A 26,018-nucleotide genomic window follows, 5' to 3' on the forward strand; every position below is an offset into this window, starting at 1 on the left:
TCGTCGATTTCGAAACTGCGCGCGCCATATAACCTAGAGTTATGTCCGTGCCACCCCTTGATGTTTCATGAAAGCAACATTTTCCGTATGGCGGGGCGGGGTATGTCTTGTGATTTCAAGCGGATCTGCCTTTCAGAGCGGCTTGTTCCCTAAGGCAGATCCGGCAGAAAATCAGTGAGACTGCTGGAGCGGAATTTTTGTGTCAAAGAAATGCAGCGTCCACAGATAGGCGTTCAGCCAGTCCTGTGTCCGCAGGAAAGCGTGACGCTCACCGGGGAAGACATGATCTTCAAACGGAATGTTCCGTGCTGCGAGCATGCGGGCCAGCAGGACGGATTGCTCGAATTCAACGTTGAAGTCGTCATCCCCGTGGATCAGCAGGACTGGTGAGCGCCAGTGTGCGATGTCGGCGATTGGGGAGGAGCGCCATTCGCTGTCTTTTTCCCGCTGCTTTTCTTCGGGAGACAGGCCGGAATGATCTGGTTCCGTCATGTCGTGGACGCCGTGAAAGTCGGCGCCGGCCACGAACAGGTCGCTGTTGCGGGCGAGGGCCAGAGCCGTCAGATAGCCTCCCCAGCTTCCGCCCCAGATGCCGATCCGGCTCGGTGCTACGTCGGAGCGGCTGCGCAGGAATAGTCCGGCCGCGTGCACGTCTTTATATTCGCTGGCGCCAGCCCGGCCGATGCCGGGGGCGGTCCGGAAATCCACGCCATAGCCGGTGCCACTGCGATAATTGACGGCCAGCACCACATATCCGCGCGATGCCAGATACTGGTTCATGGCATAGGCATTGGAATAATAGCCCATCGGATTGAAGGCCGGGAGCATCTGCCGGTGCGGGCCACCATGGACGAAGACCAGTGCCGGATGCGGGCCCGGCGTTTCGGCGGGAGGCAAAAACAGCTGTCCGTGGATGTCGCGGCCATCATCGCTGCGGAAATGGACGATCTGAGGCGTTGTGAATGTGAAGCCGGCCGGGATGGTGGGCGTCACAGGCAGGTGGCGGGCATTGTTCTGGAGCACGACCGGGTGGGCAGGCTGGTCTTTGCCTGTGGCCATCATGGCGAGGTCCGGGCCAGCCATCGTGAGGTCCATGACCTGTTCGTCCGGGTCGCTGAGGGCAACAGGCTGGCCGTTATCGAGGGGCTGGGACCAGGCGCGCCAGTGATCCGTATCACCGATATTGGCGGTATAGAGCAGGTGGGTTTCGTCCGCTGACAGACGGTAGGACGCGATTTCGGCGTTATCCGGCATCAGGCAGCGTGGTGTTGCCGTCGGGGTGGCAACGGGCAGGGCGCAGAGGCGAAGCCAGCCGCTGCCTTCCCATGGGAAAAGAAGCTGGCCGTTGCGGGTCCATGTCAGCTCCATGCCTTCTGGGGCCCAGAAGCGGTTTCCGGGCCCTTCCGGTGCGGTCCAGAGCGTGTGCTCTGCGCCGGATGTGGTGTCATAGACCTGAACGGACCAGAAATGCCCTTTGCCGCGTTCGGCCGTCAGCAGCGGCTTGTAGGCACGGACGAAGGCGAGGGAGCGGCCGTCTGGCGAGAAGGTTGCTTCCTGATCGTGCCCCAGTGCGGCGGGCAGGAACACGGGTGCGGCACTGCTGTTTCGGGCGTTCCAGAGTGCGATCAGACTGTGGGAGCCTCGGTCGATTTCGAGCGCAAGGCGGGTGCTGTCCGGGGACCAGTGCAGGGCGGTGATCTCGCCCGGTGTGGTCATGACGACATGTGGCGTCTGACCCGGTTGGCCGACCAGCAGCGCGCCACCCCGCATGAAGGCCAGTAGGCGTCCGTCAGGGGAGAAGACCGGACTATGTCCTTCGCCAGCAGTGACGGTCCGGCCATCGGGCAGGATGACACGCACGGTTTCCCTGCCCGGGATGGCCGCATTGCCGGCGTTGGGGGCGTGGTCGTTCGGATATTCTGCATCGCCGCCTTCGACGAAGGCCAGTATTCGCCCGTCCGGGCTGAGGGCGAGGCCCCACAGATCGGTTCCGTCATCCTGCGTATAGGCAGTGACCTTGCGGGGGGGGGCGCGCCTCCGTCGGAAATCAGGATGTTGCGGACGCCATCCCGACGTTCCACCCAGGCCAGACGTGCTGTTTTTGCGGCGCCTGTCAGGCCGTTGGCATAGGGCATGGCCAGCAGGGCGCCCAGTTGGGCTGTGTCCGGCGCGGGGGCTGCGATTGCGCCGGAACAGGTGGCCGCGAGCAGTGCGGATGCGGCGAGAAGGGATAGTCGGATGGTCATGGGGCTGATGTCCCGGCTTCGGCGAGGGCGGTGAAGATTTCTTCCTCGACGCGGGTGAATGAGGAATAGGCTCCGGGCCGTTCCTGTCCGGAATCGGGGAAGCCATCTGCGGCAAACAGGAAGCCGTCGCCGGTTGCGGGGTCGTACCAGAAGCCTGAATGCAGCGAATAGGCGTCACCGAGATGGCCGGCCAGATCGCCGGAATATCCTTTATAGGGCCGGGTTTCGCGCCCCGAAGAATCCCGTGCTCCGGTCAGGCGCGCCATGCTCAGGCCGTAGCTGGCGATTGGGTAAGGGCAGTCGCCGTTTTTGCCGTCATACTGCCATGTGGGTGTCTGCATCAGGTCGATGCTGCGTGCGGAAAGCAGTGTTCTGCCATCCAGCGTGCCATGAGCGAGCATGAAGCGGACGAGACGGGTCAGCCCTTCCATGGAAATGCGCAGGCCACCCTGCGGGGAAAACAGCGTGCCGTTCGTGCCCGGCGTGTAGCTGGCGAGGAATGCGGCGTTCCAGTTCGGGGTCCGGGGCTGGGTGTCCGTCTCGGCTTCCCATCCTCTGGGCTGGTGGCTGTAGAGCGTGGCCAGACGGTCGGGATGGGGGAGGGCCATACGGTTATAGCCACCGTCGATCCCGAGGGGGGCCAGCACATGCGTCTGCTGGTAGTGGTCGAACCGTTCGCCGCTGGCACGTTCCATGATCGTGCCCACGAGGCCGTAGCAGAGATTGCAGTACTCGAACCACGTGCCCGGTGCGTGTCCGTCTCCATGCGCGAAGTGATAGCCGGGGTCGCCGGGTTTGTGGGTGGCGTCGAAAAACTCGCTGATCCTGTGGTCCGGTGGGAGCGTGTAGCCGTCGGCGTCGCGGATGCTGGAGGTGTGGTTGAGCAGCATCCGCACGGTGATGGGTGTCTGCGGGAAATCCGGGTTGCGGAGCCGGAAGCCCAGATAGTCGGAGGCGTCGTGATCGAGGTTGATTTTGCCCTGTTCGACCAGTTCCATCAGCCCGATGGTCGTGACGACTTTCGAGATCGAGGCGATGCGGAAAAGCGTTTGCGGACCGACAGGGACTGCTCCGTCCGGGCTCTGTCGGGCAAATCCGCCGTAATAGCTGTAGGCGACGCGGCCGTGGCGCAGACGGATTGCGGCGATGGCGGCCAGTGGCCGGACTTCGCCTTGCGTCAGGACGCGATCCAGCGCGTGGGTGGTCTCGGTGGGTGTCTGGGCGTGTGCGGCTGAAGGCAGGACCGCGAGGGCGGCCAGTGTGAGGCCCCGGATGGTCATGGTTGAGCCTCCGGGCGGAGCGTCATGCGGCGGACGGCGGCTGCATCGACACTGCGGGCGCTGAATGACAGCGGCTGCATGGCGCCGCGCAGCCAGACGGGCAGGAAATCGGCGTAATGCGGCGATTTTGGATCGGCTGACTGACCGGGGAAGTTGAGATACAGCGAGCGGTCCCAGTTGCCGACGTCGCACACCATCAGATAGCTGGCTCCTCCGGTGGTGGCATAGGCATTCGCGCCGCCTTTCTGGGGGCTGTACCAGCGGGCCATGACGGTATAGGGGTCGCCGCCGCTTTGGGCTGAGGGACCGCCGATCGTGGGGAAAGCCGCCGCGATGGCCGGGACGACTGCGAGCGGGTGACGCAACGTGATGGTGTGGAGCGCGCCCCAGCGCCATGCGACGGGGAGAGGGCCGAGCCGTCCCCGCAGTTCCTGAACAGCCTCCCGGAACTGTTCGACGAGCATTCTGTTCCGTGCGGCCACGGGGTCTGCGCCAAAGCGGGTATCGGGGGACTGGAACAGGGCAAGCTGAACCGTGGCATTGACCGGTCCCGGAAGCAGGTCGTGCAGGGCGGACGGGATGATGAGGGCGTGCAGGGCGCGTTCGAGGCGGGTCCACCAGACTTCATACAGCGCGGCGGCCGCACTGGTGGCATCGACGCGGCCGTTCCATGCTTTGAGCAATGCAGCCTCTGCGGCGAGATCGGGCGGGGCGTCTGGCAGGAGCCGGACCATCTGCAGGGCCAGAACGGATAATGTGTCGTGTTGCAGGGCTACGCTGTCGGCAAGGGTTGCACGCGGTGTTGCATCCAGCATCTGGGTCACGCGTTCGTGGCGGAAGCCGTCACGCCATTCGAAACTGACGCGCCGTTCCTCGATCGGATAGCCGGGGGGCAGGTTCATTTCGTTGGAGGTTCCGAACCAGCCGCGTGCGGGATTGAAGCTGCTGGGGAGGGCTTCGAGCGGCTGAAGACCCTGCCAGTCATATCGTCCGTCTCCCGGTGCGGGCATGAGCCCGTCATGTCCCGGAGCGCGACGGGGCAGGCCACCCGCGGCCTGCCAGCCGATATTGCCGCTGGTGTCGGCATAGGTGAAGTTGGTCGGGCTGGTATGGACGCGCAGGGCTTCGCGGAAGCTGGTCCAGTCATGCGCCAGATTGATCCCGATATTGGCCAGCAGGCCATTGGCGCCGGGGGCGAGCCAGGTGGCCGAGACCGCCGTTGCGCGGTTGCGGGTTGGATCGCGTGAGACGACCGGGCCGTGGACCGAGTAGAACAGGCTCACCACCCTCTCGGCTTCACCACGCACTGCGATCCGTGTCTCGACCTGCTCCATGCGTTTCCAGCCGCCCTGATGGGCATAGCGCAGCGGATCGGCGGGGTCGGTGCGCAGGATGAACAGGTCTTCCTGATCGATATGGAAATTGGTCCGGCCGAAGGCGATCGTCGCGTTATGGCCCTGCATGACGCCGGGCATGCCAGCACCGCCGCCGCCGATCACATCCAGCCCCGGGGCCGTCAGATGGATGACGTGACGCGGGCCGGGGACGCCGAAGGACAGATGTGGGTCATTGGCCAGAATGGGGCGGCCGGTGGCGGTGCGGGAGGGGGCGATGACCCAGGAATTGCTGCCCTCGTTCCGTCGCCGTGTCTCGTTATCGGTGGCCGCATGCAGGTCGTGTCGTGGCAGGGGGGCCTGAAGCACGCCGAACAGTCCGAGGTCGTCTTCGCGGATGGCGCTGGTGTCCAGCCCTTCCGGGACGCGCAGGTCATGGACGGGTTCCAGCGGTGTGATGAGCGCGTCGTAGGCGAGCCCGCCTCGTGCGGCCAGTCGGGCGCGACGGATTTCGGTCTGGGTATTGCCTGTGACTTCGGCGCGGATGCGGATCAGGTCCAGCACGTCCCAGTGCAGCGGTGTGGCAGCGAAAATGCCGAATTCCGGCGGCAGGAGCGAGGGGGTTGCGGTGACTTCTGCGATGCGCGCATTGATCCCGGCGACATAGGCGCGTGCGCAGTCCTGCGTTACGGAAGGGAGGGCTGCGAGTTCGCGTTCGGCGTCTCCGCGGAACAGAACCAGCCGGTTGGCCGTGTCGGACGGGACGAAGGCCGGGCCGAAGACTTCCGCCAGTCGTCCCAGAGACTGCCGATGGCCGAAATCCAGTTCCCACAGCCTGTCGCGTGCGACCAGATAGCCGTCAGCAAAGAAGGCATCGGGGATGGTCTGCGCGCGGACATGGGGGACGCCCCAGCGGTCTTCCAGAACTTCGACCGGCTGGCTCAGGCCCGGCAGGCTCTGAAGGGGGGAGGCGGCGCGTGCGCTGCGTCCCGGCATGGACAGGGTGGCGGCGACGCCGCCAAGAAGAATGGTGCGGCGGGTGGCCTGCATAGGAACCTGTTCCTTTTTCAGCTGACGGCGCGGGTGTCGAACCCGGCCACGATCTCTTTCAGTCTCAGGCCCGAGCCGACCGAGAGTGTGAAGCCAAGGGCACCATGCCCCACATTGAGCAGAAGATTGTCATATCGGGTGCGGGCGATGATCGGAACGCCGGTCGGGGTGGCGGGCCGCAGTCCGGCCCAGGGCGTATCGTCACCCTTGCCGAGCGCGCCGGGCAGCGTCTCCGACACGAGGGCGCGCAGTTCTCCGAGGCGTTTGGGGTTCAGATGGGTGTTTTCCGAACCGATATCGACCATTGCGGCGACCCGCAGGCGATCGCCTAGACCGGCATAGACCACGCGGTTATCGTAATCCGTCACGCTGACCGAGGGCACGAGGCCGGGGCGGGGACGGGTGGTCAGGCTGTAGCCTTTCAGGCCATAGAGCGGCAGGTTGAGCGCGAGCGGACGTGCCAGTTTCCGGGAGCCGATCCCGGCTGCGAGGACGACGAGATCGGTTTCGAATGGCTTGCCATCCAGCTGGACTTCGCAGCGGTCTTTCGGGCCTGTTGTGAGCGTGGCGTCGCCCTGTATGAGACGGAAGTTCGGTGAAGCGGCGAGGGTTTCGCGCAGGGCCTTGCAGAACAGGAAGCAGTCCCCGACTTCGTCTTCGGGCGAGAAGATGCCGCCTGCGATCTGTTCCCGCAGGCCTTCGAAGGCCGGTTCGACGTCTGTGCATTCGGACGGGGAAAGCGCGCGCTGACGTTCCGGATCACTGACCGATTTCGCGGCTTTGCGGAAGGTGGCGGCGTTGCGGTACAGGACGAGCTTTCCCGGTCGGCGCCACAGGAAGTCGCCGAGGCCCTCCTCGCGATATTTCTCAAGCTCGGCCTGTCCGCTGAGCGCGAGATCGAGTAGGACTGCGGCATTGCGGCGGTTGGTCTGCCGGTTGCAGGCGCACAGGAAGGCCAGCAGCCAGCGCCACTGATGCGGATCGGCTTTCAGGCGCAACGAGATCGGGGAGTTCGGGCGGAACAGCCAGCCCAGAGCGTCCTGCGCGATACCAGCATCGGCCAGCGGGCTGACATAGCGGTAGCTGAGCTGACCGCCATTCGCGAAGCTGGCTTCCCGTCCGACGTCGCCGCGTCGTTCGATCAGGGTGACGTCATGTCCGTCTCGAACAAGGGCACAGGCGGATGTCAGGCCGATAACGCCCCCGCCGATGATGGTGATGGTCCGTTTGCCGGCCATAAGAATCCTGAGCGTCCAGAGGCTGGGCGCGGGGAGACATTGCAGTCTCCTGCGCCGTGATCATGACCAGAATCTACATTTCCCAAACCGGTTGGGCCAATGCAAAGAGGCCATCCTCCCATAACCTGTGGTTAAGGTGTTGTTTTGCAATGAAAACGGTGGATCAGGGATTTGGGGCTTCTGGAGTGGAACTGACCTTCTTTGGGTGCAGATCCTGCGCATCGAAACTGAAATCCGAGCCGATGACCTGCATTTTCATGCCGCTTATCTGACCCGAGACATCGCGCTCGAACTGCACGTAGGAATCATCGTCGGCGTCCTGTCCGCGGTCATCCCAGCGGACAATGAACAGATCATGTGGCAGGGCGGAGAGCGTTCCGGTCAGGCCATCGGCATGGCTGAAAGACATCCGAAGGTCTGCCCCGCGTCGGCTGATCGTGATCGGGCCGCGCCAGTCATCGCGATAGGTGCCGACATAGTCCTGCTGCGCGTCGTGTGAGAGCGTAATGAAGGGCCGTGCGGGGGAGCCGGGGCCGGTTTCGGCGGCCCTTTTCGCATTTGCGGCCTGTTTGGCGGTTTTTTCGTTCTGGAAATGGGTGACCCAGTCCGCGCTCTTGCCGGTTGCGACATAGGAACTGAGCGTTGTTGCGATGGCGTATGTCGCTCCGGGATCGTCATGGTTGGTGAGCACGACGATGCCTGATTTCCGTTCAGGCAGGAACGTCACATAACTAACCATGCCGCCAATGGTACCGGTGTGCCAGACGCGCTTCAGACCGAAAAAATCCTCCATAAACCAGCCGTAGCCATAGGCGCGGAAATGGGTCTTTGTGGCATCCGCCGTGTCGGGCAGGGGCAGGAGTCCGTGTGGCGCCCAGAGCGCGTCGCGGCTGGTCTGGCTGAAGATCTGCTGGCCGTTCGGGGCGCGGCCGCCATTGAGATAGGTCTGGGCCCAGCGCGCCACGCCATCGGCGCTGCACCAGATGCCACCGGCGGGAGCGACCGCTGGCAGGCGGAGGGCGCTCCGTTCAGGAAGGACTGTGCTTTCGCCTTCGCCGGTGGCCACATTCGTCTGGCCTTTGACCGGCGGTGTGCTTTGGCAGGCGGGAAGGCTCGCGGCATCGATCAGGTGCTTCTGGACGACTTCTTCCCAGCTCTGGCCCGTCATGCGTTCGACCAGCGCGCCTGCGACGACATAGAGAAGATTGTTATAGGCGTATTCGCTGCGGAAGGACGCGGTGAACGGCATGAATGGCAGACCGGCCAGGACTTCCGGCCGAGTGAACGTGCTGTGTGAAAACAGCATCAGGTCCCCGGCGCCCAGTCCCATGCCGCTATGATGCGTCAGCAGGTCCGAAACGCGGAAGTCCCGTGTGATGGACGGATCGGCCACGCGGAATTCCGGCATGTGGTCGATAATGCGGTCGTTCCATTTCAGCTTGCCCTGATCGACAAGCTGAGCCAGCGCCGTTGCGGTGAATTCCTTGGTGTTGGAGCCGATGGCAAACATCGTGCGGGTGTCTACCGGCGCGCTCGCACTGTCCTGCGCGCGTCGTCCATAGCCGCGGCTGAACACGACTTCGCCATCCTGCACCACGGCCACCGCAATGCCCGGCACGTCGAAGGCCAAGCGTGCGTGTTCCACCGTTGTGGTGATGTTCTGTTCGGTCAGGCCCGCTGGTAGTGTGGCAGCGCGGGTGGCGCATGTCGTGGAAAGGAGAAGTGCTGCCGAAATGGCGAGCATGAAGGACTGTCGGGCGGGCTGGATCATGAACGGCTCTGAATACGATTTTCAGGCCCCGGATCAGGCGGGGGCCATGCAGAAAGAAGCGTAATTCAGAGCACGAAACGTTCCGCCTGTCGTGCCTTAAGATGCAGGGTGCTCTTAACCTCGGGTTAAGGGACGGTTGTCATTCTTTCAGGGCGAGGAGATCGACGTCCAGCTCGCTTCGCAGCAGGGCAAGAATATCCTGCGAGATATGTGAGAGAGCATGATCGGCCCGAAATAGCACGGTGCAGGTCACGCTTAGCGGCGGGAAGAGGGGACGTGGACGTGACAGGCCCGGATGGTGCAGGGCGGTTACGGCATCCACGATGGCGCAGCCTCCGCCGAGGCGCACGAGTTCGGCGGCCATGAAATGGGTGCGGACCCGTACATGCGTTTTGGCGGGAATGCCGGCTTCTTCCAGCAGCATGTCGAGCATGCGGGCTGTGGGGTCGTTTTCGCTGAGGCCGATATAGCGCTCGGGGTCGATATCCGTGACGCTGACGGGGCCTTCGCCTTTTTTGCTATCGATCAGCATCAGCGGAATATCCGCAAGGTGCAGGGCTGTCAGTCCGTCAGATGTATAGTCCCCGAAAACAATTCCGAGATCGAGATCATGGTTCATGATGCGTGAGACGATTTCGGTCCCGTGCATGGCATCGATCGTCAGTTCCATGCCCGGATGGTCCTTGCGGTAACGCTGCACCACGCGCGGCACCAGACTCAGGCCCAGACTTGGGACGCATCCGATACTGATCGAATGTCCGTCACGGGCGTAACGCAGATTGTCGGTCAGACGCTTGAGATCGGACAGTTTTTCAAAAATGGCGTTGACGTGAGGCAGCATGATGCGGGCCTCCCGGGTCGGGACGAGCCGTCCTCCCGCCCGTTCGAACAGCGCAAATCCCAGTGACTGTTCGGCGTAGCGCAGGACCTTGCTGGCGGCAGGTTGAGAGACGTGGAGCAGTTCGGCGGCCCGTCGGAGCGAACCTGTCGTCATGATCGCATAGAAAACTTCGATCTGGCGCAGGCGCATGGGAGGTCCCTGTTCTGAAGGATGGTTTTTTGAACTGTTCGCGGAAAGCGCGTGGGCGAAGGGCCACATTCTTCCGGATGAATGAAACCCTTTTTATGTTTCTTTTGCAAAAGGAGATGTGATCGGCGTTCCGGATTGCCCGGTGCTGCGTCCGGGCGAGGGCGTGTCATAGCCGTAGCATGCCTTCGATCAGGGTCGTCGTTGCGCCGCCAATCCAGACGGTTTCGTTTTCCGAAGCGACATGGACGCGCCCTGTGCGATTAAGGCAGGTGCCCTGACTGGCAATGTAATGCTCTGGCGCAAGTCCGGCGCCAATGAGCCACTGGGCCAGTCCGGCATTCAGGCTGCCGGTCACGGGATCTTCGTTGACACCGCAGCCCATTGCAAAGGCGCGTACTTCGAACTGTGCCTGTGTTCCATCCAGCACGGGGTTCCATGGGCCGATGACGCCAAGGCTGAGGTCTGACAGGGCGGCGTAATCCGGTTCGAGCGCCAGAACTTCCTGTCGCGAGCCAAGCATGACGGAGACCCAGCCCGGTCCGTTATCCGTCCATGCGGACGCGCGGATGGATGAGACGGGGATTTTCAGCCCTTTGGCGATCCGCTCAAGCAGAGGCGGTTCCACCGGGCCAGAGCGCAGCAATGGGGGAGCCGCGAAAGCGAGGAGGCCGTCCGAGGAGCGAACCGGGACAAGGCCTGCGCCGCATTCCTGTATAATTGTATCGCCCCGCGGTTGGCCTCCTGCGGCCAGCCAGGCGTGACAGCTTCCCAGAGTGGGATGTCCGGCAAAGGGCAGTTCGGTCCGGGGCGTGAAGATACGGACCCTGTAATCTGCTTCCGGGGTGGTCGGGCGGAGCAGGAAGGTCGTTTCACTCAGGTTCGTCCAGTTGGCAAAAGCGGACATCTGCTGCGTGGTCAGGGCATCGGCGCCGATGACAACGGCCACCGGATTGCCCTTGGTCGGCTCGGAGGAGAAAACGTCAATCTGCTGGAAGTGGAAGTCAGTCATGGGGGAAGGGTCCTGTGCAAAATTCGTGCCGGATTGCCTGCAACGGTTGTGCCAGAGGCGACGTCGTGTGTGACGACGCTGCCTGCGCCGATAATGGCATGATCTCCGATTGTGATGCCGGGCAGGATGATGGCGCCGCCACCGATCCAGACATTTTCCCCGATGGTCACGGGGCGGCCGGATTCCAGCATTTTCTGGCGTAATGCCGGGTCTCGGGGGTGATCCGCTGCCAGAATCTGAACACCGGGGCCGATCTGCGTTCCGCTTCCGATCCTGACCGGGACCACGTCCAGGATGATGCAGTTGAAGTTCAGGAAGACGTTGTCTCCCATAAAGATATTATAGCCGTAATCGCAATGGAAAGGCGGCCGGATACAGGCGTTTTCGCCTGCTGCGCCCAGACGTTCGGACAGAGAGGCCTGTCGGTTGTTATACCGGACGAGCCAGTCCGCACATTGCGCCATGTCCTGCTGCAATTCGGGATCGCTGGCGACATAGAGTTCGCCAGCCAGCATTTTCTGCTTTTCGGTTTGTGGGGACATCATGTCAGATCGTGCAGCGGTTTGCCGAGTGGTGGAGTGAGCGTCCAGTCGGAAAAGCGGACTTTCAGGCCCTCCCGCTCCGGGGTACAGCACACCGGGCCGATGAGGCAGGACGCTGCTTTCGGGAAGGGTGCCAGACGCACGAGGGGCCAAATCCTGCCGTCAGCGGAGACCTGAAGCCGCAGCACGCCATCTGCGACTGTGGCGCGCATCCAGAAATCTGTTGGATCGCTTTCGTACGGAGCAGTCGCCCAGTCTGAACGGCCATTCGTGAGGACACTGCTGAGCATGGCGCGCCCGTCCGAGAGTTCAATCCCGGCCTTGACCCAGTGTTGTTCGTCAATGCGGATCATGAGGCCGGCCTGATCGTACAGCTTTTCATATTCGGCACGGATACGGAGCTGCGCGGTGAAGCGGGATGGTGCAGGCAGGCCATAGAAATGCCCGCTGTCACGGGTGAAGCCGTAGAAGGTCTCGCGCCAGAAATCGGTTCCCTTGTCTGTCGTCATCTCAAGGGTATCGGGCGTGATGGCGCTTTGGCGGGGTTTGTTGAGCCAGACCCCGTTTTGCCAGAGGCTGGTGAGATCGGTCTTTCCGGTATTTTCGGTCACGGTTCAACTTTCGTATCGTTCAGGACGCATCCCGGTCCTGCAGGGCCTGAAGTGCGACCTGGGTTGCATGCGTCAATCGGTCCGGGAGCTGCTCAAGTGGAAACCATTTCACGTCCCCAAGGGCTTCAGGTTCCCTGATGGAAGCGTTCCCGGTGAAGTCTTCGGCGATGTAGACGGGCGCGATCCAGTGTTCATTCCGATCCGGGGCAATCTGGTCCACGACGCAGAGCAGGCTCACCCGTTCGATCTGGAGGCCTGTTTCCTCGAGAATTTCCCGTCTGACGGCCTGTTGCAGGGTTTCAAACGGCTCGACCTTTCCGCCCGGAAGGCCCCAGTGGTCGCGTTCCGGATCGCGCTTGCGGTACACGAGCAGCAGGCAGTTTTCTTTAAGGAGGACGGCACCGCAACCTGCACGGGGCAATGTGTCAACTGTCATGGGCGAAGAGCTCCCGGCAATGGCGTATGAGAAGGTTTCCAGCGACGCGTCTGCGGTAAGACGCTGTGGAACGCATGTCGTCGATCGGCGTAATTTCGGACATCGCCTGTTCAGCTACGGATCTGAGATGGTTTTCGTCCCGTATCCCTGAGGCAAGGGCATGGTGCGCCTTTGGACATGTCATGGGAATGGGGCCGACGGCTCCGAATGCGAAGCTGATCCCGGCGGGATCGTCAGGCACTTTGACCGTTGCGAGGGAAAGCTTTGAAATTGCCTGCGCCTTGCGAGGGCCGACTTTTGAGAATGTCTGTGGTTGTCCCAGACATTTTGCGGGGATGACAAAGCCGGTGATCAGTTCTCCTGACCTGCGTTGCGTGCGTCCAGGGCCGGTGATGAAGTCTGCAATGGGCATTTCCCGGGTTCCATCCCGGTGGACCAGTCTGATGCGGGCCTGAAGCGCGACCAGAGCCGGAAGACCGTCTCCGGCCGGAGAGGCGGTGGCGATGTTGCCGCCAATGGTTGCGGCATTTCTGATCTGGGGGCTTCCAACACCATAGGCGACGTCCCGGAGGATCGGGACGGTCTGCGCGATGACAGGGTCATGCAGGAGATCCTGCCAGCGCATCAGGGCGCCGATGACGAGAGTGTTGCCTTCCCGGAAGACCTGATGTAGTTCGGGGGCATTCAGTCGTGCAAGCGGAAAGAGGCGCAGGGACTGTAGGTTGTGCCCCGCACGCACTACGAGGTCGGTTCCGCCTGCAATCGGGATCAGGTCGGGGTTTTCAGCCAGACAGGCCAGCGCGTCCTTCAGGGATAGATCTGCCTTGTCGAAAGTGGATGGCGGCTTTGTTGGAAGGCTGCCTGTCTGTTCCAGCGCGGAGCGGATTTTTACATATCCCGTACAGCGGCAGAGATTCCCTTCAAGGGCATCGTCCGGAGTGTCATCCGGATGCCGCCCGGCCCAGGCCATGACGATCCCGGGCGTGCAGAACCCGCACTGAACGCCTCCGGTGCGTGCCAGAGCGGAACAGATTTCCGACCCGTCAGGCGTCTCCGCCAAGGCTTCGATGGTGGTGACGGCTGCGCCTTCCAGCGTTTCGGTCGCGATAAGACAGGAACAGACGGGCCGCCCATTCACGAGAACCGTGCAGGCTCCACATTCCCCTTCGCCGCAGCCGAGCTTGGCACCGCTCAGATGCAGATCGTCGCGGAGAACCTGCAGAAGGGTTTGGCCCTGATCGGCAATCTGGATGGGCGCGCCGTTGAGCTGGAAGGTGATCATGACAGGGCCTTTTCCATGACCGGGAGAATGGCTTCCGGTTTGATTGGAAACTGTTCGAAACGGTGTCCGAGGCACCGTGCCAGCGCATTGGCAATGGCCGCCGCTGCGGGTGTCAGTCCGACTTCCGCAATGCCGCGTGCGCCTAGGGGATTGGATGCATCGGGGTGATTGATCAGATGGACGCGGACATCCGTTGGAACATCGCGGATTGTGGGAAGGATGTAGGACGAGAAGCGGTTGTTCAGGACGCGCCCCTCGCGTTGCACGAGGTCTTCGCTCAGGGCGAACCCAAGTCCCTGGGCCAGACCGCCTTCGATCTGCCCGGTCACACCATCAGGATTGATGACCGTTCCGGCATCAAGCCATGTCTCGACCTCTTCCATCGTAACATTGGCGGTTGCGGTATCCAGTGCGATGCGAACGGCCTGTATGCCGTAGGAATAGCCAACATGAGGCGCACCGAGCGTCAGCTTTTCCGGGAACAAAGGAGCGAAATGCGCCTTCTCTTCAAGCGCTCCGCTTTCGCCGGCTTCTATTCTCGTGGCGAGCTGTTTTGCGGCCTGTGCCACGGCGTTGCCTGTCACGACGACGGAGCGGGACGCGTTCGTGGACCAGGAATTCGTATTGTCGGTCGTGCCGATATCGAGGCGGATGTCATGGGGGTTGCAGCCCAGCCCGGACGCGGCGATCTGCTGGAACGCGGACAGATTGCCCTCGCCAAGATCGGCACTGGAGCAGTCCAGCCAGAAATGTCCGTTTTTGTCGCGGCGCAGGGTTACGCTTGATCCGGGTTCGGCGCCGGCTCCCAGCCCGAAACCCTGCCAGACAAATGCAAAACCGGTCGCGCGGAGCTTGCCGTCCGGGTCTGGTGGCGGACGTTCTTCGGACAGCGCGGAAAGCAACGGTCCCTTGCGGGCCGCCTCGATCAGACGGGGAAGGGTGACATCATTGCGGACGATATGTCCGGCTGCGGCACGGTCCCCACCACAAAGAAGATTTTTCAGGCGAAAATCAACGGGATCGAGGCCGCATTTTGCCGCCAGCGCATCCATTGCCTGTTCGATGCCGAGAATAACCTGCGGATTGCCGAAGCCGCGAAAGGCCGAGGCATTGCCGGTATTGGTATGGACGACCTGGCCCTGAATCCGGCTTGCCTGAAAACGATAGGGGCCGGAGGCATGTTCGGCAGCAAGGACAAGGACGGCCGGTCCCAGCGTCATGTAGGCTCCGGTATCGGCAAGAAGGCTGGCCCGGAAGCCGGTCAGCTTTCCTGTGGCGTCGCAGCCGACTTCGACATCAACCTCAAAGCGATGCCGTTTGACGGAATAGCCGATGCTTTCTTCGCGCTCATAAACATAGCGGGCCGGCCGTCCTGTCGCCTGCACCGCCAGAGCCAGATGCGCCTGAACGTTCAGGTCTTCCTTGCCACCAAACGCGCCCCCCCATGGGTGGGTGGGAGACGTAGATCTGCTCCAGCGGAACGCCGAGGATGGCGGCAATCTGCTTCTGGTCCGCGAAGGGATTCTGGCCGCCGCAGATGATGGCGATCCGTTGCCGTTCATCGCGATAGGCGATGCCTGCTTCCGGCTCCAGAAATGCGTGTTCCTGCCGTCCTGTGCTGTAAGTCAGGCGCACGACGTGCTCGGACTCTGCCAGAGCGGCCTCCACGTTGCCGAAGCCCAGATCGACCTGATGGCAGAGATTGCCGTTCTGTCCGATCCGGGGCGCGTCCGGGGTCAGTGCCTCGCGCGCTTCCAGTATGGCGGGCAGGTCCTCATAGTCCACATGGATGAGCTGGCAGGCTTCCCGGGCTTCCTGCTCGCTTTCGGCCACGACGAGGGCCACGGCGTCACCGGAAAAGCGTACCCGGTCATGGCAGAGAACAGGTTGATCCGCTGCGATCAGGCCGAAGCTGTTGAGGCCCGGAATATTGGCGTGGGTCAGAACCCGCAGGACGCCAGGGGCATTTTGTGCGGCCGCCGTATCGATTGACAGGATCCGAGCATGGGCCCGGTTGGCCCGCAGGACCTTGAGATGCACGCAGTGATCGCGGTGCAGATCAGAAGGATACAGGAAAGCCCCTCTGGCTTTGTCGAGGGCGTCCCATTTCTGGATGGATTGTCCAATCACAGGTTTGCTCCGGCGTCTGTCTGGTTCCGACCATCATCAGGCGATAGAGTAATTGTTACGATACGCTCCGTATCGTAGTCAATAAACGATACGGAGCGTTGCGAAAAAGATCAGTTGGTGGCAGTTTTCCGGGGGATACACGCTGGAGATCTTTCTTGAACACGCCTGAGCCCATTCATGTTTCGAAAGCCTCTACGGCAGGGAGTGGCCGCAAACGCAGTCAGGAAGCGACCCAAGCTGCGCAGGCAGCAGCCTTGAAGCTCGCTTATGATCTGGGGCCGGAGCGGGTGACGATGGAGGCGATTGCAAGCCATTCGGGCGTTGCCAAAACGACGCTTTACCGCCGCTGGAACAGTGCCGCAGCTGTCGTCATGGATGCGTTCCTGTCAGAACTGACGCCGCGGATTGCCTATCGGGCCGGGCGGGATGTCCGGCAAACGCTGGTTTTTGCTCTTGAAGATCTCAGCCATGCGCTGGATGAGCCGCGACGGAAGCTCCTGCGGCATATGGTGGCCGCTGCGCAATCCAGTCCTGTTCTGGAACAGGCTTTCTGGGATCGATGGATTGCTCCGAGAAGGAGGGCTGGGATTGAAGCGCTGGAGCAGTTTGGAGTGACTGCGCAGATGGGAGAACTTATGCTCGATCTGCTGTATGGAGCGTTTTATTACCGGATGCTTATTCCGTATGCGCCCATTACAGATATCTGGATTCAGAAAATCGTGGATCAGGTTTCCTGAACGACGCACGATCTGACGGTCAGCCAAGGTCTGTCATTGCAGGGGCGGTCTGGAGCGCAGATGCATTCTGGCTGTGACGGTCTGGTTGGACCATTAGCCGCTTTGGAAATATTCTGATTTCTGGCTGAAAGCCGTGGTGTCCCGTACGGGATTCGAACCCGTGTTGCCGCCGTGAAAGGGCGAATCAAACCTTTTCATATCAAAGGGATTTTCAAATAAATATAATTAAGACAGTGGATTATGGTGTCGACGTGTATCGCGCATGTGTCATGCGATGAAACGAGGATTGGTCCAACTCATAGACGTTGATGCCTCCAAACTCTGCGCTCAGCACGGTTCATGATGGCCCTCTGAGAGGCCTGCCACTCCAATTACATCCAAAATTATCCCGCTCCCCAGTTGAAGCATACGTCCTCACCGATCAGAACGTATGCCCTGGAAGAGAAAGGGATAAAGCCCTGTATTTCAGGACGGGAATATTGCGGGAGACCTGTCAGATACGACAGGCCGAAATACAAACGCCGCAACTGCATCAAGATCATGTTTGGAAGGCTCAAGGACTAGCGGCGGGTCGCAACACGCTACAACCGATGCCTGGCCGTCTTCTTCTCGGCCATCTGTCTCGCTGCAACCGTCATGTTCTGGCTATGAGCCCTGAGCCTAAGATTGGGATTTTTCCGACCTTTTCCTGATAGCAGAGAACGAGGATTCCAAAAATATTTCAGTTGAAATTTCTTATAAATATCGATCCGATATAAAAACGGAATTATGGGGGCGATCTGGGTGCGTACGGTAAAACTGGCAACGATCAGCGCGATGATAGGCAATGTTGTTGAATGGTATGATTTTGCGCTCTACACGGCAGCGACCCCGCTGGTTTTTTCGCGTATCTTTTTCAGTCAGCAACATGACCCATTTCTGACGCAAATCGAGACGATCGCCGTATTTGCGTTGGGATTTCTCGTGCGCCCTTTGGGCGGTATGATTTTTGGAGCTATTGGGGACCGGTACGGATCGGTAACCTCTCTGCGCTGGACCCTTTTCATTATCGGGGGTGCTACAGCCCTGATCGGCACTTTGCCGACCTACGAACAGATCGGTCTGTTGGCACCGCTGCTTCTGCTAGTGTTGCGGTTGGTGCAGGGAATCGCGGCAGGGGGGGAGTGGGCTGGAAGTGCCCTAGTGATCGGGCAAGCCCGCCCCCCAGGTCGCCCGGACCAGCGGAACATCGCGTTGGCACTCAGCCAGTCCGGCGTGGCCTTGGGCATGGTGTTGGGTACGGCCACGATGTGGGGTTTGCGACATATGCCTGAACACGTCTTCCTTTCATGGGGGTGGAGATTTGGCTTCCTGGCAACGCTTCCATTTGTGGCAGTGGGACTTTTTCTAAGATCCCAGAGAGAGCTTTCAGGAAAAGAGACTTTGCCACAGGCCAGGCAGCCGCGCCTGATGCAGTTCCTGCGTCAGAAGCCGCTTACGGTGATCCGGGGAGTGGGAATCCGTCTGGCGGAGAACGGCGGAATCTATCTGATATCGGTGTTCGGTTTGGTTTACGGTCGGGCGCACCATGTGCCGGATAGTCTGTTGCTTGCGGGTATGACCTGCGGGCTGATCGCAGATGGGCTTGCCATGCCTTTCTTCGGGTGGCTTTCAACCCGGTTTGGGGCTGCACAGGTCTATCTGGCGGGTATCTGTGCTCTCGTCCTTTTGATAGTGCCATTTTTCTGGGTGGTGTCTACAGGACAGCCTGTCGCGGTGATTGGAGGGTTTGTTTTAATCATGATGTTGGGCCATGCCCCCATGATCGCGGTGGAGCCCATACTGCTTGAGCGCCTCTTTCCCCCATTTTGCCAGTATTCGGGAGTAGCGCTGGCGCATGAACTGGGCTCCACCCTAGCAGGAGGGATCTCTCCGTTCCTGGCGACCGTGCTGTATTACAGAACGGGCAGTGTTACGGGGATCATGGTGTATGTTTTCCTGCTTGCGCTGGGATCTGCAATGGCGCTGTATCGGAGTGGGATGCATGAGGTTGTGGAGGATCATTCTTCCCAGTTCTGAAACTATCGGCTAGTCGTAATATTCATGACCGATCTGATAGGAATATGACTTGAGACGTGGCAAGACCTGGCGGCAGGCGCATCCCGGCGATCCTGCATTCTCTCCGGAGACATCGCCGTTTTTTCATCTGTCTCGTCTGGTCGGACTCTATCATTTGCGAATGGACGCGCATCTAAAACCGATTGGAATGGATGTGCCGCGCTGGCGCGTCCTAAATATTCTGCATGAATATGAGTTTGCGACCATAAGTCGGATTGCGGATCTTGCGGTGATCCGTGTGTCTACCATGACCAAGCTGATTTATCGGATGGAAAGCGAGGATCTGGTCAGGACATGCGTCTCCCAGACGGATGGTCGGGTGACGGAAGTCCGCCTGACCGAGAAGGGTAGGGCTGCGCTCTCTCAGGTTCGTGCCAAGGCCGGGCATATTTTCGAACGTGCTTTCGGCGACGCGTCGGATGAGGAGATACAGGCCTTCATGGCGATGACCCGCCGGATCTACGACAATATCTACTGAAATCTGTCGCAACGTCTGCTCACTGCACAAAAGGTCGTAACCCCAGGTCACGGGGTGTTTCCGTGCGCATAAGGCACGTGAAACAAAAACTCGATAAATAAGTGGAATTATCCACCATTCCGGAATAGCATCGAGATGTATCGCTTTGGTCCTTCTGCCATAGCGCGTGCAAAACGAGAGAATTCCTATGACCGTGACATCCGTTCTTCCTGACGTTCAGATGTTTCTGGACCGTAAGCACGGCCTTTACCTTGATGGTCAATGGGTCGATTCCAGCGTTCAGACGCGTCTGCCCGTTTTCAATCCTGCGACAGGGAAAGTCCTGTCATCTGTGGCGGATGCCGGATTTGACGATGTCCAGCACGCGGTTGCTTCGGCAAAGCGCAGCTTTGACAAAGGCGTCTGGCGCGATATGCGCCCTTCTGAACGTGAACGGATCCTGCTGCGTCTTGCTGATCTGGTAGAGCGTGATGCAGAGATTCTTGCCCAGCTTGAAACCCTAGAACAGGGGCAGTCCATTACGCTGTCCCGGATTCTTGAAGCCGGAGGCGCGCAGAGCTGGATCCGGTATGTGGCAGGTCTGGCAACCAAGATCACCGGTCAGAGCCTGGATGTTTCCATCGCGATGCCACCTGGTGCGCGCTATACTGCTTACACGCGCAAGGAGCCGATTGGCGTGGTGGCGGGTATCGTGCCCTGGAATTTTCCGCTCCTGATCGGGGTATGGAAAGTTCTTCCGGCTCTGGCTGCCGGGTGTTCGGTGGTCGTCAAACCGTCTGAAATCACGCCACTGACCATGTTGTGGTTTGCGCAGCTGGCCACTGAAGCCGGCGTGCCTGACGGCGTTTTCAATGTTCTGACGGGGATGGGGGCCGTGGCTGGTGCAGCTCTGGTCAGCCACCCGGATGTTGCTAAGGTGACATTTACGGGCTCGACCCCTGTAGGAAAGCAGATTGCAGAGCAATGCGCCTCGAGGCTGGCGCGCGTTTCGCTAGAGCTGGGCGGCAAGAATCCTGCCATCGTGCTGGCTGATGCTGACATCGAGCGGACCGTGAATGGTCTGACAATGGCTGGCTTTCTCAATCAGGGTCAGGTCTGCGCGGCCTGCTCGCGGATTTATGTGGAGGCGCCTCTGTTTGACAGGGTCGCTGCCGGGTTGGAGATCGCCCTTTCGGGAATGAGTATCGGACCGGGAATGGACCCGACGGCATTTATCAATCCCGTAGTGTCCAGACCGCAGCAGAAGAAAGTCCAGTCCTATCTGGACCGTGCCAGCGAGGCAGGGGCAGAGATGCTGAGAGGCCCGCAGGTCCCGGAAGGGGACGGGTTCTATATTCGCCCTGCGCTGGTTCTCAATCCCGACGACACGCTGGCCCTGACACGGGAAGAAGTATTTGGCCCTGTCATGACATTGACACGAGTGTCCAGCGCCGAAGAAGCCCTTGCAAAAGCAAATGATACAAATTTCGGACTGGCTGCGAGTTTGTGGACGAACAATCTGGAAGCAGCGATGAAGCTGCCACCCCGCATGGAAGCGGGAACGGTGTGGGTCAACAGCCATGTCATGATTGATCCGAACATGCCTTTTGGAGGGATCAAGCAATCCGGCATCGGGCGCGATTTTGGAACAGCATGGCTGGACGCATTCACCGAAACCAAATCCATCTGTATCCAGCATTGAGAGGCCTCGGGATGGCTAGAATTTTTCCCCTGACGGCGCTCGTTCTGTGCTGTGCGACTGCACTTTCGGGTGGATCGGCGCTTGCGCAGGGCAGTTTGGGTTCGCCCGATGACTGGCCCCAGCATGGGCGCACGGCTTTCGAGCAGCGATATAGCCCCCTGAAGCAGATCAACACGGGAAATGTCGGGAAGCTCGGGCTGGTATGGCATCAGGATTTCGATAGCCTGCGAGGGCAGGAGGCAACGCCGCTGATCATTGATGGTGTCATGTACACCACGACAAATTGGAGCAAGGTCGAAGCACTTGATGCAGCTACGGGGCGTGTCCTGTGGCGGTATGATCCCAGGGTGCCCGGAACGATTGCGGCCAGAGGATGCTGCGATACGGTCAATCGCGGAGTGGCTTATCTGAATGGCCGTGTTTACGTTGGTACGTTTGACGGGCGGCTGATTGCACTGGACGCCAGAACCGGGCAACTGATCTGGAGCGTGAACACGATCCCGCAGGACAAGACACTGGGGGACATCCGTTCTTACACTATTGATGGTGCACCGCGGATTGCGAAGAATGTGGTCATCATTGGCAATGGGGGATCCGAATTCGGGGCGAGGGGGTTCGTCTCAGGGTTCGATGCAGTCACCGGGAAACTGAAGTGGCGGTTCTTTACGGTTCCCGCTCCGGAAAATGCCCCCGATCACGCAGCGTCTGACAAAGCGCTTTCTTCGCTGGCATATCCGACATGGAGCCCGACCGGCGGATGGATACATTCCGGTGGCGGGGGAACCGTATGGGATTCCATTGTTTACGACCCGGTTACAGACCTGGTGTATCTGGGGGTCGGAAACGGCTCCCCATGGAATTACAAATTCCGCTCTAATGGTGTGGGGGACAATCTCTTTCTGGCCAGCATTGTCGCGGTGCGACCGGAAACCGGCGAATATGTCTGGCATTTCCAGGAGACCCCAAAAGACCAATGGGATTTTACGGCGTCTCAACCCATGATGATCCTGGATCTGCCGGTCAAGGGAAAGATGCGCCATGTGCTGGTGCAGGCACCAAAGAACGGCTTTTTCTACATGCTGGATGCAGCCACGGGCGAGTTTCTGTCTGGCACGCCGTATACGTTCCAGAACTGGGCCAAAGGCCTTGATCCAAAGAGCGGACGCCCGGATATTGTACCCGACGCCATGTGGTCGGTCAGCGGCAAGACATGGTTTGGCATTCCGGGCTCACTGGGGGGGGCATAACTGGGCGCCGATGGCCTATAGTCCGCGGAGCGGATACGTCTATATTCCCGCTCAGCAGCTGCCAGAGCCGTTCAAGGCCAATGAACACATGCAACTGCATAAGATTGGCGTCAATCTGGGCATCGACATGACGGGGCTTCCAGCTGATCCGAAAGTTTTGGAGGCCGTTTCCAAAACCGTTCAGGGCTGGCTTCTGGCCTGGGATCCTGTCGCTGGCAAACCGGCGTTTCGGGTAGAGCATAGTGCGCCCTGGAATGGTGGTGTGTTGGCGACAGGCGGAGATCTGGTTTTCCAGGGCCTCTCTACGGGCACTTTTGAGGCTTATGATGCCAATACGGGCAAAACGCTTTTCCAGTTTGATGCGCATACAGGAATTGTAGCGCCCCCGGTGAGCTATGCCGTAGGCGGAAGGCAGTATGTGGCGATAGAAGTTGGCTGGGGCGGAGCATTTCCGTTGATGGGCGGAGCGCTTGCCCGGATCAGGAATACAAGCATCAACCATTCCCGGCTTCTGGTATTTGCCCTCAATGGACATGACAGCCTTCCACCGGAGACACGTCAGTCACAGCGCCCTGTCAAAACAGCACAGACTTTCGATCAAAAAAAAGCTCAGGAAGGCTACGGAATTTATCAGAATTACTGCATGGCCTGCCATGGCGATAATGCGGTTTCAGGTGGTGTTCTACCTGATTTACGGTGGTCCGGCGCTCTTGAAAGTATGCAGGGGTTCCATGCCGTGGTTGGGAGAGGAGCCTTGGCAAATTACGGAATGCCAAAATTTTCTGATGTCTTGAAGTCCTCTGAAATAGAAGAAATCCGTAATTTTCTCATAAGTCGCAATCATTGACCGGGTTTGGTCGCGGATAAAAAATAACAACCATATATTTATTATTAATACTTTCGTGGAATGGGAACCTAATTCAGTGATTCTAATTCTGTGGTGAGGCGAGTTGTTGGTTATACGGAATAAAATCTACTTCAGAACTGATAAACAAATTCTGTCCATTGAGGGTAATATGAGAAATTGTCCTCAATGGACAGGCCACCTCGAAGATGGTGGTCGTGCAGACATATAGTCTGTTTGACACTTGCGTTGGATTGAAAAAATGTCCGCGCCTGCCGCGTAATTTAATATGCCGGAAACGCAACGAATCAAGTGGACATTTCAGTGGAAACTTCACAAGATATCGAAGTTGAGATTGTCGAAAGAATCCGGGGAAGCAACGAACTCGCAGAATCAGAGCGATCTGGAGATCCATTCATCCTCCGTAATGATGTTTCGATATCGTCTTGAAAACTCGCGTCCGCAGATCGGACCCGACGCAGTAAGGAGGAGCAGGTATTATGCGCTTGAAAACATCGAGTACTGCGTCCAGACCGGCCGTTCGTTGTGCCGCCAGAGCCATCCGGGCCGCTTTTCTATATTCGGGATGCTCGGCTATGGCATTCTCATTTATGCTTGATGCAAACGTGGCAGATGCTGCAGCAGTCAAAAAGACCGTCTCCAGCGCTTCGGGCAAGAAGAGTGTTGCGCATAAGGCGGCACGCAAGGACGTCAACGCAACGCGGCTTGAAGAAGTTACCGTCACGGCTCGGCGCCGGAGTGAACGGATCGAGCGCACGCCTATTTCCATGACGACCGTAACGGGAACCCAGTTTACCGAGCGCGGCATCACGTCTCTCGCAAAAATTCAGGATATGGCGCCGAATATTTCCTTTGGAAACGTGGCATCCAATTCGGGTGTTGCAAATGCGGCAGCTGTGTTCATTCGCGGTATCGGACAGACGGATTTCTCGTTCGGCGTCGATCCCGGGGTCGGCATGTATGTTGATGGCGTCTATGTCGGCAGTCCTGTCGGGGCTGTACTGAACATGGTCGATATTGCCAATGTGTCTGTTCTCCGCGGCCCGCAGGGAACACTTTTCGGGCGTAATACCATTGGCGGGGCGGTTTCTGTTTCGTCACTGACACCGAACAGTCAGCTCTCTGCCAAGGCGGACGTGAAATACGGAACGGCTGACCGGATTAACGGACGTGTCTTTTTCAATGTGCCTTTATCCAAGACGCTGTTTGCCAATTTCTCGGCTGGTAGTTTCATGCAGGATGGTTACGTGCATGCCCCTAACCAGAAAAACCAGCGCGAACTCGGCAACCAGGACACACAGGTCTATAAAGGGGCTTTGCGATGGCATCCCATCGACAAGCTGAATGTTACTTTGCGCGGTGACTGGACGCGCGATCGGAGCAATGGCGCCCCGTATGTGACAACGGGCGTCAATCCGGATGCGACAGGCAGCATGATAGCGCTTAACAACGCCATGCATGGGGGAACACTGCTAAACTGTCCGGGGGCAGGTTGTTACAACTCCAGCTATTTTAGCAAGAACACGAACTATGGTAGCCAGCCCGATTATTCGAATCTGACAAGCTGGTCGACTTCGGGCACTGTTGATTACGAACTTTCCCAGTATTTCGATCTGAAGTCCATTACGGCCTATCGCAAAACAGTCGGTGCGTTTGCCCAGGATCGTGATTCTTCTCCTATCGGGATCAATTACGTTACGGATCATTATCTCGAAAAGCAGTTTTCTGAAGAATTTCAGGTCAACGGGCATGCTCTTAGTAACAGGCTTCATTATTCAGCCGGTGTTTACTATTTTGCCCAAAGTGGAGCGGACGTAAATCCGACGGAGTTTTATGTCGAAAGTCTGCAAAGTGGCGGATATTTCAAGGACAAGAACTATGCTGCCTATGCGCAGGAAACCTATAATATCACCAAAAAACTGACATTTACGGCAGGTGTGCGTTACACGGAAGACAACAAAACTTTTACTCCTGATCAGTATATTACCAAAGTTATTGGTGCCCCCATCGTTTCCACGCCTGTTGGAACCCGCATTGTTCCGTATCAGTCCTATCACAACAACAATGCGCGCTGGACGCCAATGGTCAATCTTTCCTATCAGTTTACGCCGGAACTGATGGGATACACAACGTTCTCACAAGGGTTCAAGGGTGGCGGATTTACGCAGCGCCTGACGAATATTACCAATGCTCCTCCTTCATTTCGTCCGGAAAGCGTCAATACTTTCGAGGGTGGGCTGAAGTTTTACGGACTCAACCATCGTCTGCGTATCAGTGCCGCTGGCTTTTTCACTTTTTATGATGACGTGCAGCTTCTGGTGTCTGATGCCACGCATATCGGACCATACTATACCAATGCAGGCAAAGCCCATATCTCGGGTTTTGAACTTGAAGGTCAGTATGCGCTCGGAGACGGTTGGACGGTAAGTGGTTCCGTTGGGGAAACGGATGCGCATTACACGAGCCTAACCGCAAGTGTGCAGGGACTTGGATTGAACTCCATGTTTGTCCTTGTGTCGAAATGGACGGCCAATGCTGGCGTTTCGAAGAGGATCGACCTGGGTCAGTATGGTAGCCTTACCCCTCGGGTAGATGCCACCTATCGGTCCCGCTACAATGCCAATCTGAATGCCATCATGTACAACGCGCTGATACAGCCCAAGTATATAACGGTGAACATGAGCGCGCGCTGGGTTAGTGCAAACCAGAAATATAACGCCATGGTTGGCTTGGATAACGCTTCGAACGAGAAATTCATGGCCTGGGGCAGCTATTCCGGAAGCTTTGGAAACTACCAGAAATCCTTCGACCGCGGTCGTCAGTGGTACATTCAGGGCGGGGTCGCATTCTGACACTTTTCCGCTGGGCTGCTTCCAGACACCAGCGGAAATTTTTGTGAAAAAGTAGTGGAATAATCCACTAAATGCCGATAGCGTAACAATCATGGATCGCCG

At 59.1% G+C, this 26,018-nt stretch carries 19 protein-coding genes, 1 tRNA gene and 2 pseudogenes; 7 read left to right on the forward strand and 15 right to left on the reverse strand.

Going from position 1 to position 26,018, the window contains the following annotated elements; translation table 11 throughout:
• Window positions 1-171 precede the first annotated feature (171 nt).
• The 14 genes from GRO01_RS13765 to GRO01_RS13475 form a co-directional block, all read right to left on the reverse strand.
• Entirely contained in the window at window positions 172-1,770 is a 1,599-nt protein-coding gene (locus GRO01_RS13765) for a S9 family peptidase (protein ID WP_062508340.1), read from the reverse strand.
• Window positions 1,713-2,246 (reverse strand): hypothetical protein, encoded by a 534-nt coding sequence (locus GRO01_RS13470; protein ID WP_231490167.1) that lies wholly within the window; start codon window positions 2,244-2,246, stop codon window positions 1,713-1,715. The genes GRO01_RS13765 and GRO01_RS13470 overlap by 58 nt, the downstream gene beginning before the upstream one ends.
• Window positions 2,243-3,526: a serine hydrolase domain-containing protein gene (locus tag GRO01_RS00855; protein ID WP_062508343.1), complete on the reverse strand. Its 1,284-nt coding sequence runs from the start codon at window positions 3,524-3,526 to the stop codon at window positions 2,243-2,245. The genes GRO01_RS13470 and GRO01_RS00855 overlap by 4 nt, the downstream gene beginning before the upstream one ends.
• A complete protein-coding gene (locus GRO01_RS00860; protein ID WP_174787378.1) occupies window positions 3,523-5,910 on the reverse strand; it encodes a penicillin acylase family protein in 2,388 nt (795 codons plus the stop codon). The genes GRO01_RS00855 and GRO01_RS00860 overlap by 4 nt, the downstream gene beginning before the upstream one ends.
• A gap of 17 nt (window positions 5,911-5,927) precedes the next feature.
• Complete coding sequence (locus tag GRO01_RS00865; protein WP_062508347.1) at window positions 5,928-7,148, reverse strand: FAD-dependent oxidoreductase; 1,221 nt, start codon at window positions 7,146-7,148, stop codon at window positions 5,928-5,930.
• A 163-nt stretch (window positions 7,149-7,311) separates the two neighbouring features.
• Complete coding sequence (locus GRO01_RS00870) at window positions 7,312-8,919, reverse strand: serine hydrolase (RefSeq protein ID WP_062508349.1); 1,608 nt, start codon at window positions 8,917-8,919, stop codon at window positions 7,312-7,314.
• 139 nt (window positions 8,920-9,058) lie between these two features.
• The gene (locus GRO01_RS00875) at window positions 9,059-9,949 is read right to left on the reverse strand and encodes a LysR family transcriptional regulator (protein WP_062508351.1); all 891 of its coding nucleotides are present in this window, start codon (window positions 9,947-9,949) and stop codon (window positions 9,059-9,061) included.
• Between the two features lie 166 nt (window positions 9,950-10,115).
• Entirely contained in the window at window positions 10,116-10,958 is an 843-nt protein-coding gene (locus GRO01_RS00880; protein WP_062508353.1) for a PhzF family phenazine biosynthesis protein, read from the reverse strand.
• Window positions 10,955-11,503: a sugar O-acetyltransferase gene (locus GRO01_RS00885; protein WP_062508355.1), complete on the reverse strand. Its 549-nt coding sequence runs from the start codon at window positions 11,501-11,503 to the stop codon at window positions 10,955-10,957. The genes GRO01_RS00880 and GRO01_RS00885 overlap by 4 nt, the downstream gene beginning before the upstream one ends.
• On the reverse strand, window positions 11,500-12,111 hold the full coding sequence (locus GRO01_RS00890) for a DUF1349 domain-containing protein (protein WP_062508357.1): 612 nt from the start codon (window positions 12,109-12,111) through the stop codon (window positions 11,500-11,502). Before GRO01_RS00890 ends, GRO01_RS00885 begins: the two co-directional genes overlap by 4 nt.
• Window positions 12,112-12,130: 19 nt before the next feature.
• The gene (locus GRO01_RS00895; RefSeq protein ID WP_062508359.1) at window positions 12,131-12,547 is read right to left on the reverse strand and encodes an NUDIX hydrolase; all 417 of its coding nucleotides are present in this window, start codon (window positions 12,545-12,547) and stop codon (window positions 12,131-12,133) included.
• Window positions 12,537-13,829: an FAD binding domain-containing protein gene (locus GRO01_RS00900; protein ID WP_062508361.1), complete on the reverse strand. Its 1,293-nt coding sequence runs from the start codon at window positions 13,827-13,829 to the stop codon at window positions 12,537-12,539. Before GRO01_RS00900 ends, GRO01_RS00895 begins: the two co-directional genes overlap by 11 nt.
• Window positions 13,826-15,214 (reverse strand): xanthine dehydrogenase family protein molybdopterin-binding subunit, encoded by a 1,389-nt coding sequence (locus GRO01_RS00905; RefSeq protein WP_062508363.1) that lies wholly within the window; start codon window positions 15,212-15,214, stop codon window positions 13,826-13,828. Before GRO01_RS00905 ends, GRO01_RS00900 begins: the two co-directional genes overlap by 4 nt.
• Window positions 15,177-15,959, reverse strand: coding sequence for a xanthine dehydrogenase family protein molybdopterin-binding subunit (locus GRO01_RS13475; protein WP_062508365.1), 783 nt, complete (start codon window positions 15,957-15,959; stop codon window positions 15,177-15,179). The genes GRO01_RS00905 and GRO01_RS13475 overlap by 38 nt, the downstream gene beginning before the upstream one ends.
• A 155-nt stretch (window positions 15,960-16,114) precedes the next feature.
• Between GRO01_RS13475 and GRO01_RS00915 the strand changes: the two genes are divergently transcribed.
• Window positions 16,115-16,696, forward strand: a complete 582-nt coding sequence (locus GRO01_RS00915; RefSeq protein WP_231490169.1) for a TetR/AcrR family transcriptional regulator — start codon at window positions 16,115-16,117, stop codon at window positions 16,694-16,696.
• Window positions 16,697-16,830: 134 nt separating this feature from the next.
• Here GRO01_RS00915 and GRO01_RS13260 read toward each other — a convergent pair.
• Window positions 16,831-16,904 (reverse strand) — tRNA-Ser (locus GRO01_RS13260).
• A 224-nt stretch (window positions 16,905-17,128) separates the two neighbouring features.
• Between GRO01_RS13260 and GRO01_RS00920 the strand changes: the two are divergent.
• The 6 genes and pseudogenes from GRO01_RS00920 to GRO01_RS00945 all read left to right on the forward strand — a co-directional run.
• Window positions 17,129-17,347 (forward strand): annotated as a pseudogene (locus GRO01_RS00920) (transposase); the annotation flags it as partial.
• 132 nt (window positions 17,348-17,479) lie between these two features.
• Window positions 17,480-18,754 carry an MFS transporter gene (locus tag GRO01_RS00925; protein ID WP_141306728.1) on the forward strand — a complete coding sequence of 425 codons (1,275 nt, stop codon included), beginning with the start codon at window positions 17,480-17,482 and terminating at the stop codon, window positions 18,752-18,754.
• Between the two features lie 49 nt (window positions 18,755-18,803).
• The gene (locus tag GRO01_RS00930; protein ID WP_062108787.1) at window positions 18,804-19,271 is read left to right on the forward strand and encodes a MarR family winged helix-turn-helix transcriptional regulator; all 468 of its coding nucleotides are present in this window, start codon (window positions 18,804-18,806) and stop codon (window positions 19,269-19,271) included.
• A gap of 187 nt (window positions 19,272-19,458) precedes the next feature.
• Window positions 19,459-20,952, forward strand: a complete 1,494-nt coding sequence (locus tag GRO01_RS00935) for an aldehyde dehydrogenase family protein (RefSeq protein WP_062508367.1) — start codon at window positions 19,459-19,461, stop codon at window positions 20,950-20,952.
• 11 nt (window positions 20,953-20,963) lie between these two features.
• A pseudogene (locus tag GRO01_RS00940) lies at window positions 20,964-23,046 on the forward strand (PQQ-dependent dehydrogenase, methanol/ethanol family).
• Between the two features lie 497 nt (window positions 23,047-23,543).
• Window positions 23,544-25,916, forward strand: a complete 2,373-nt coding sequence (locus tag GRO01_RS00945; protein WP_062108791.1) for a TonB-dependent receptor — start codon at window positions 23,544-23,546, stop codon at window positions 25,914-25,916.
• Window positions 25,917-26,018: the final 102 nt, after the last annotated feature.

It is taken from the genome of Gluconobacter roseus NBRC 3990, from assembly GCF_006538885.1.
Lineage (GTDB): Bacteria > Pseudomonadota > Alphaproteobacteria > Acetobacterales > Acetobacteraceae > Gluconobacter > Gluconobacter roseus.

Excerpts from the sequence above, each read along its gene's own strand:
- GRO01_RS13765 (WP_062508340.1), bottom strand. The coding sequence starts at position 1,770 with ATGCGGGGTGGCGCGCTGCTGGTCGGCCAACCGGGTCAGACGCCACAT.
- GRO01_RS13470 (WP_231490167.1), bottom strand. The coding sequence starts at position 2,246 with ATGACCATCCGACTATCCCTTCTCGCCGCATCCGCACTGCTCGCGGCC.
- GRO01_RS00855 (WP_062508343.1), bottom strand. The coding sequence starts at position 3,526 with ATGACCATCCGGGGCCTCACACTGGCCGCCCTCGCGGTCCTGCCTTCA.
- GRO01_RS00860 (WP_174787378.1), bottom strand. The coding sequence starts at position 5,910 with ATGCAGGCCACCCGCCGCACCATTCTTCTTGGCGGCGTCGCCGCCACC.
- GRO01_RS00865 (WP_062508347.1), bottom strand. The coding sequence starts at position 7,148 with ATGGCCGGCAAACGGACCATCACCATCATCGGCGGGGGCGTTATCGGC.
- GRO01_RS00870 (WP_062508349.1), bottom strand. The coding sequence starts at position 8,919 with ATGATCCAGCCCGCCCGACAGTCCTTCATGCTCGCCATTTCGGCAGCA.
- GRO01_RS00875 (WP_062508351.1), bottom strand. The coding sequence starts at position 9,949 with ATGCGCCTGCGCCAGATCGAAGTTTTCTATGCGATCATGACGACAGGT.
- GRO01_RS00880 (WP_062508353.1), bottom strand. The coding sequence starts at position 10,958 with ATGACTGACTTCCACTTCCAGCAGATTGACGTTTTCTCCTCCGAGCCG.
- GRO01_RS00885 (WP_062508355.1), bottom strand. The coding sequence starts at position 11,503 with ATGATGTCCCCACAAACCGAAAAGCAGAAAATGCTGGCTGGCGAACTC.
- GRO01_RS00895 (WP_062508359.1), bottom strand. The coding sequence starts at position 12,547 with ATGACAGTTGACACATTGCCCCGTGCAGGTTGCGGTGCCGTCCTCCTT.
- GRO01_RS00900 (WP_062508361.1), bottom strand. The coding sequence starts at position 13,829 with ATGATCACCTTCCAGCTCAACGGCGCGCCCATCCAGATTGCCGATCAG.
- GRO01_RS00935 (WP_062508367.1), top strand. The coding sequence starts at position 19,459 with ATGACCGTGACATCCGTTCTTCCTGACGTTCAGATGTTTCTGGACCGT.
- GRO01_RS00945 (WP_062108791.1), top strand. The coding sequence starts at position 23,544 with ATGCGCTTGAAAACATCGAGTACTGCGTCCAGACCGGCCGTTCGTTGT.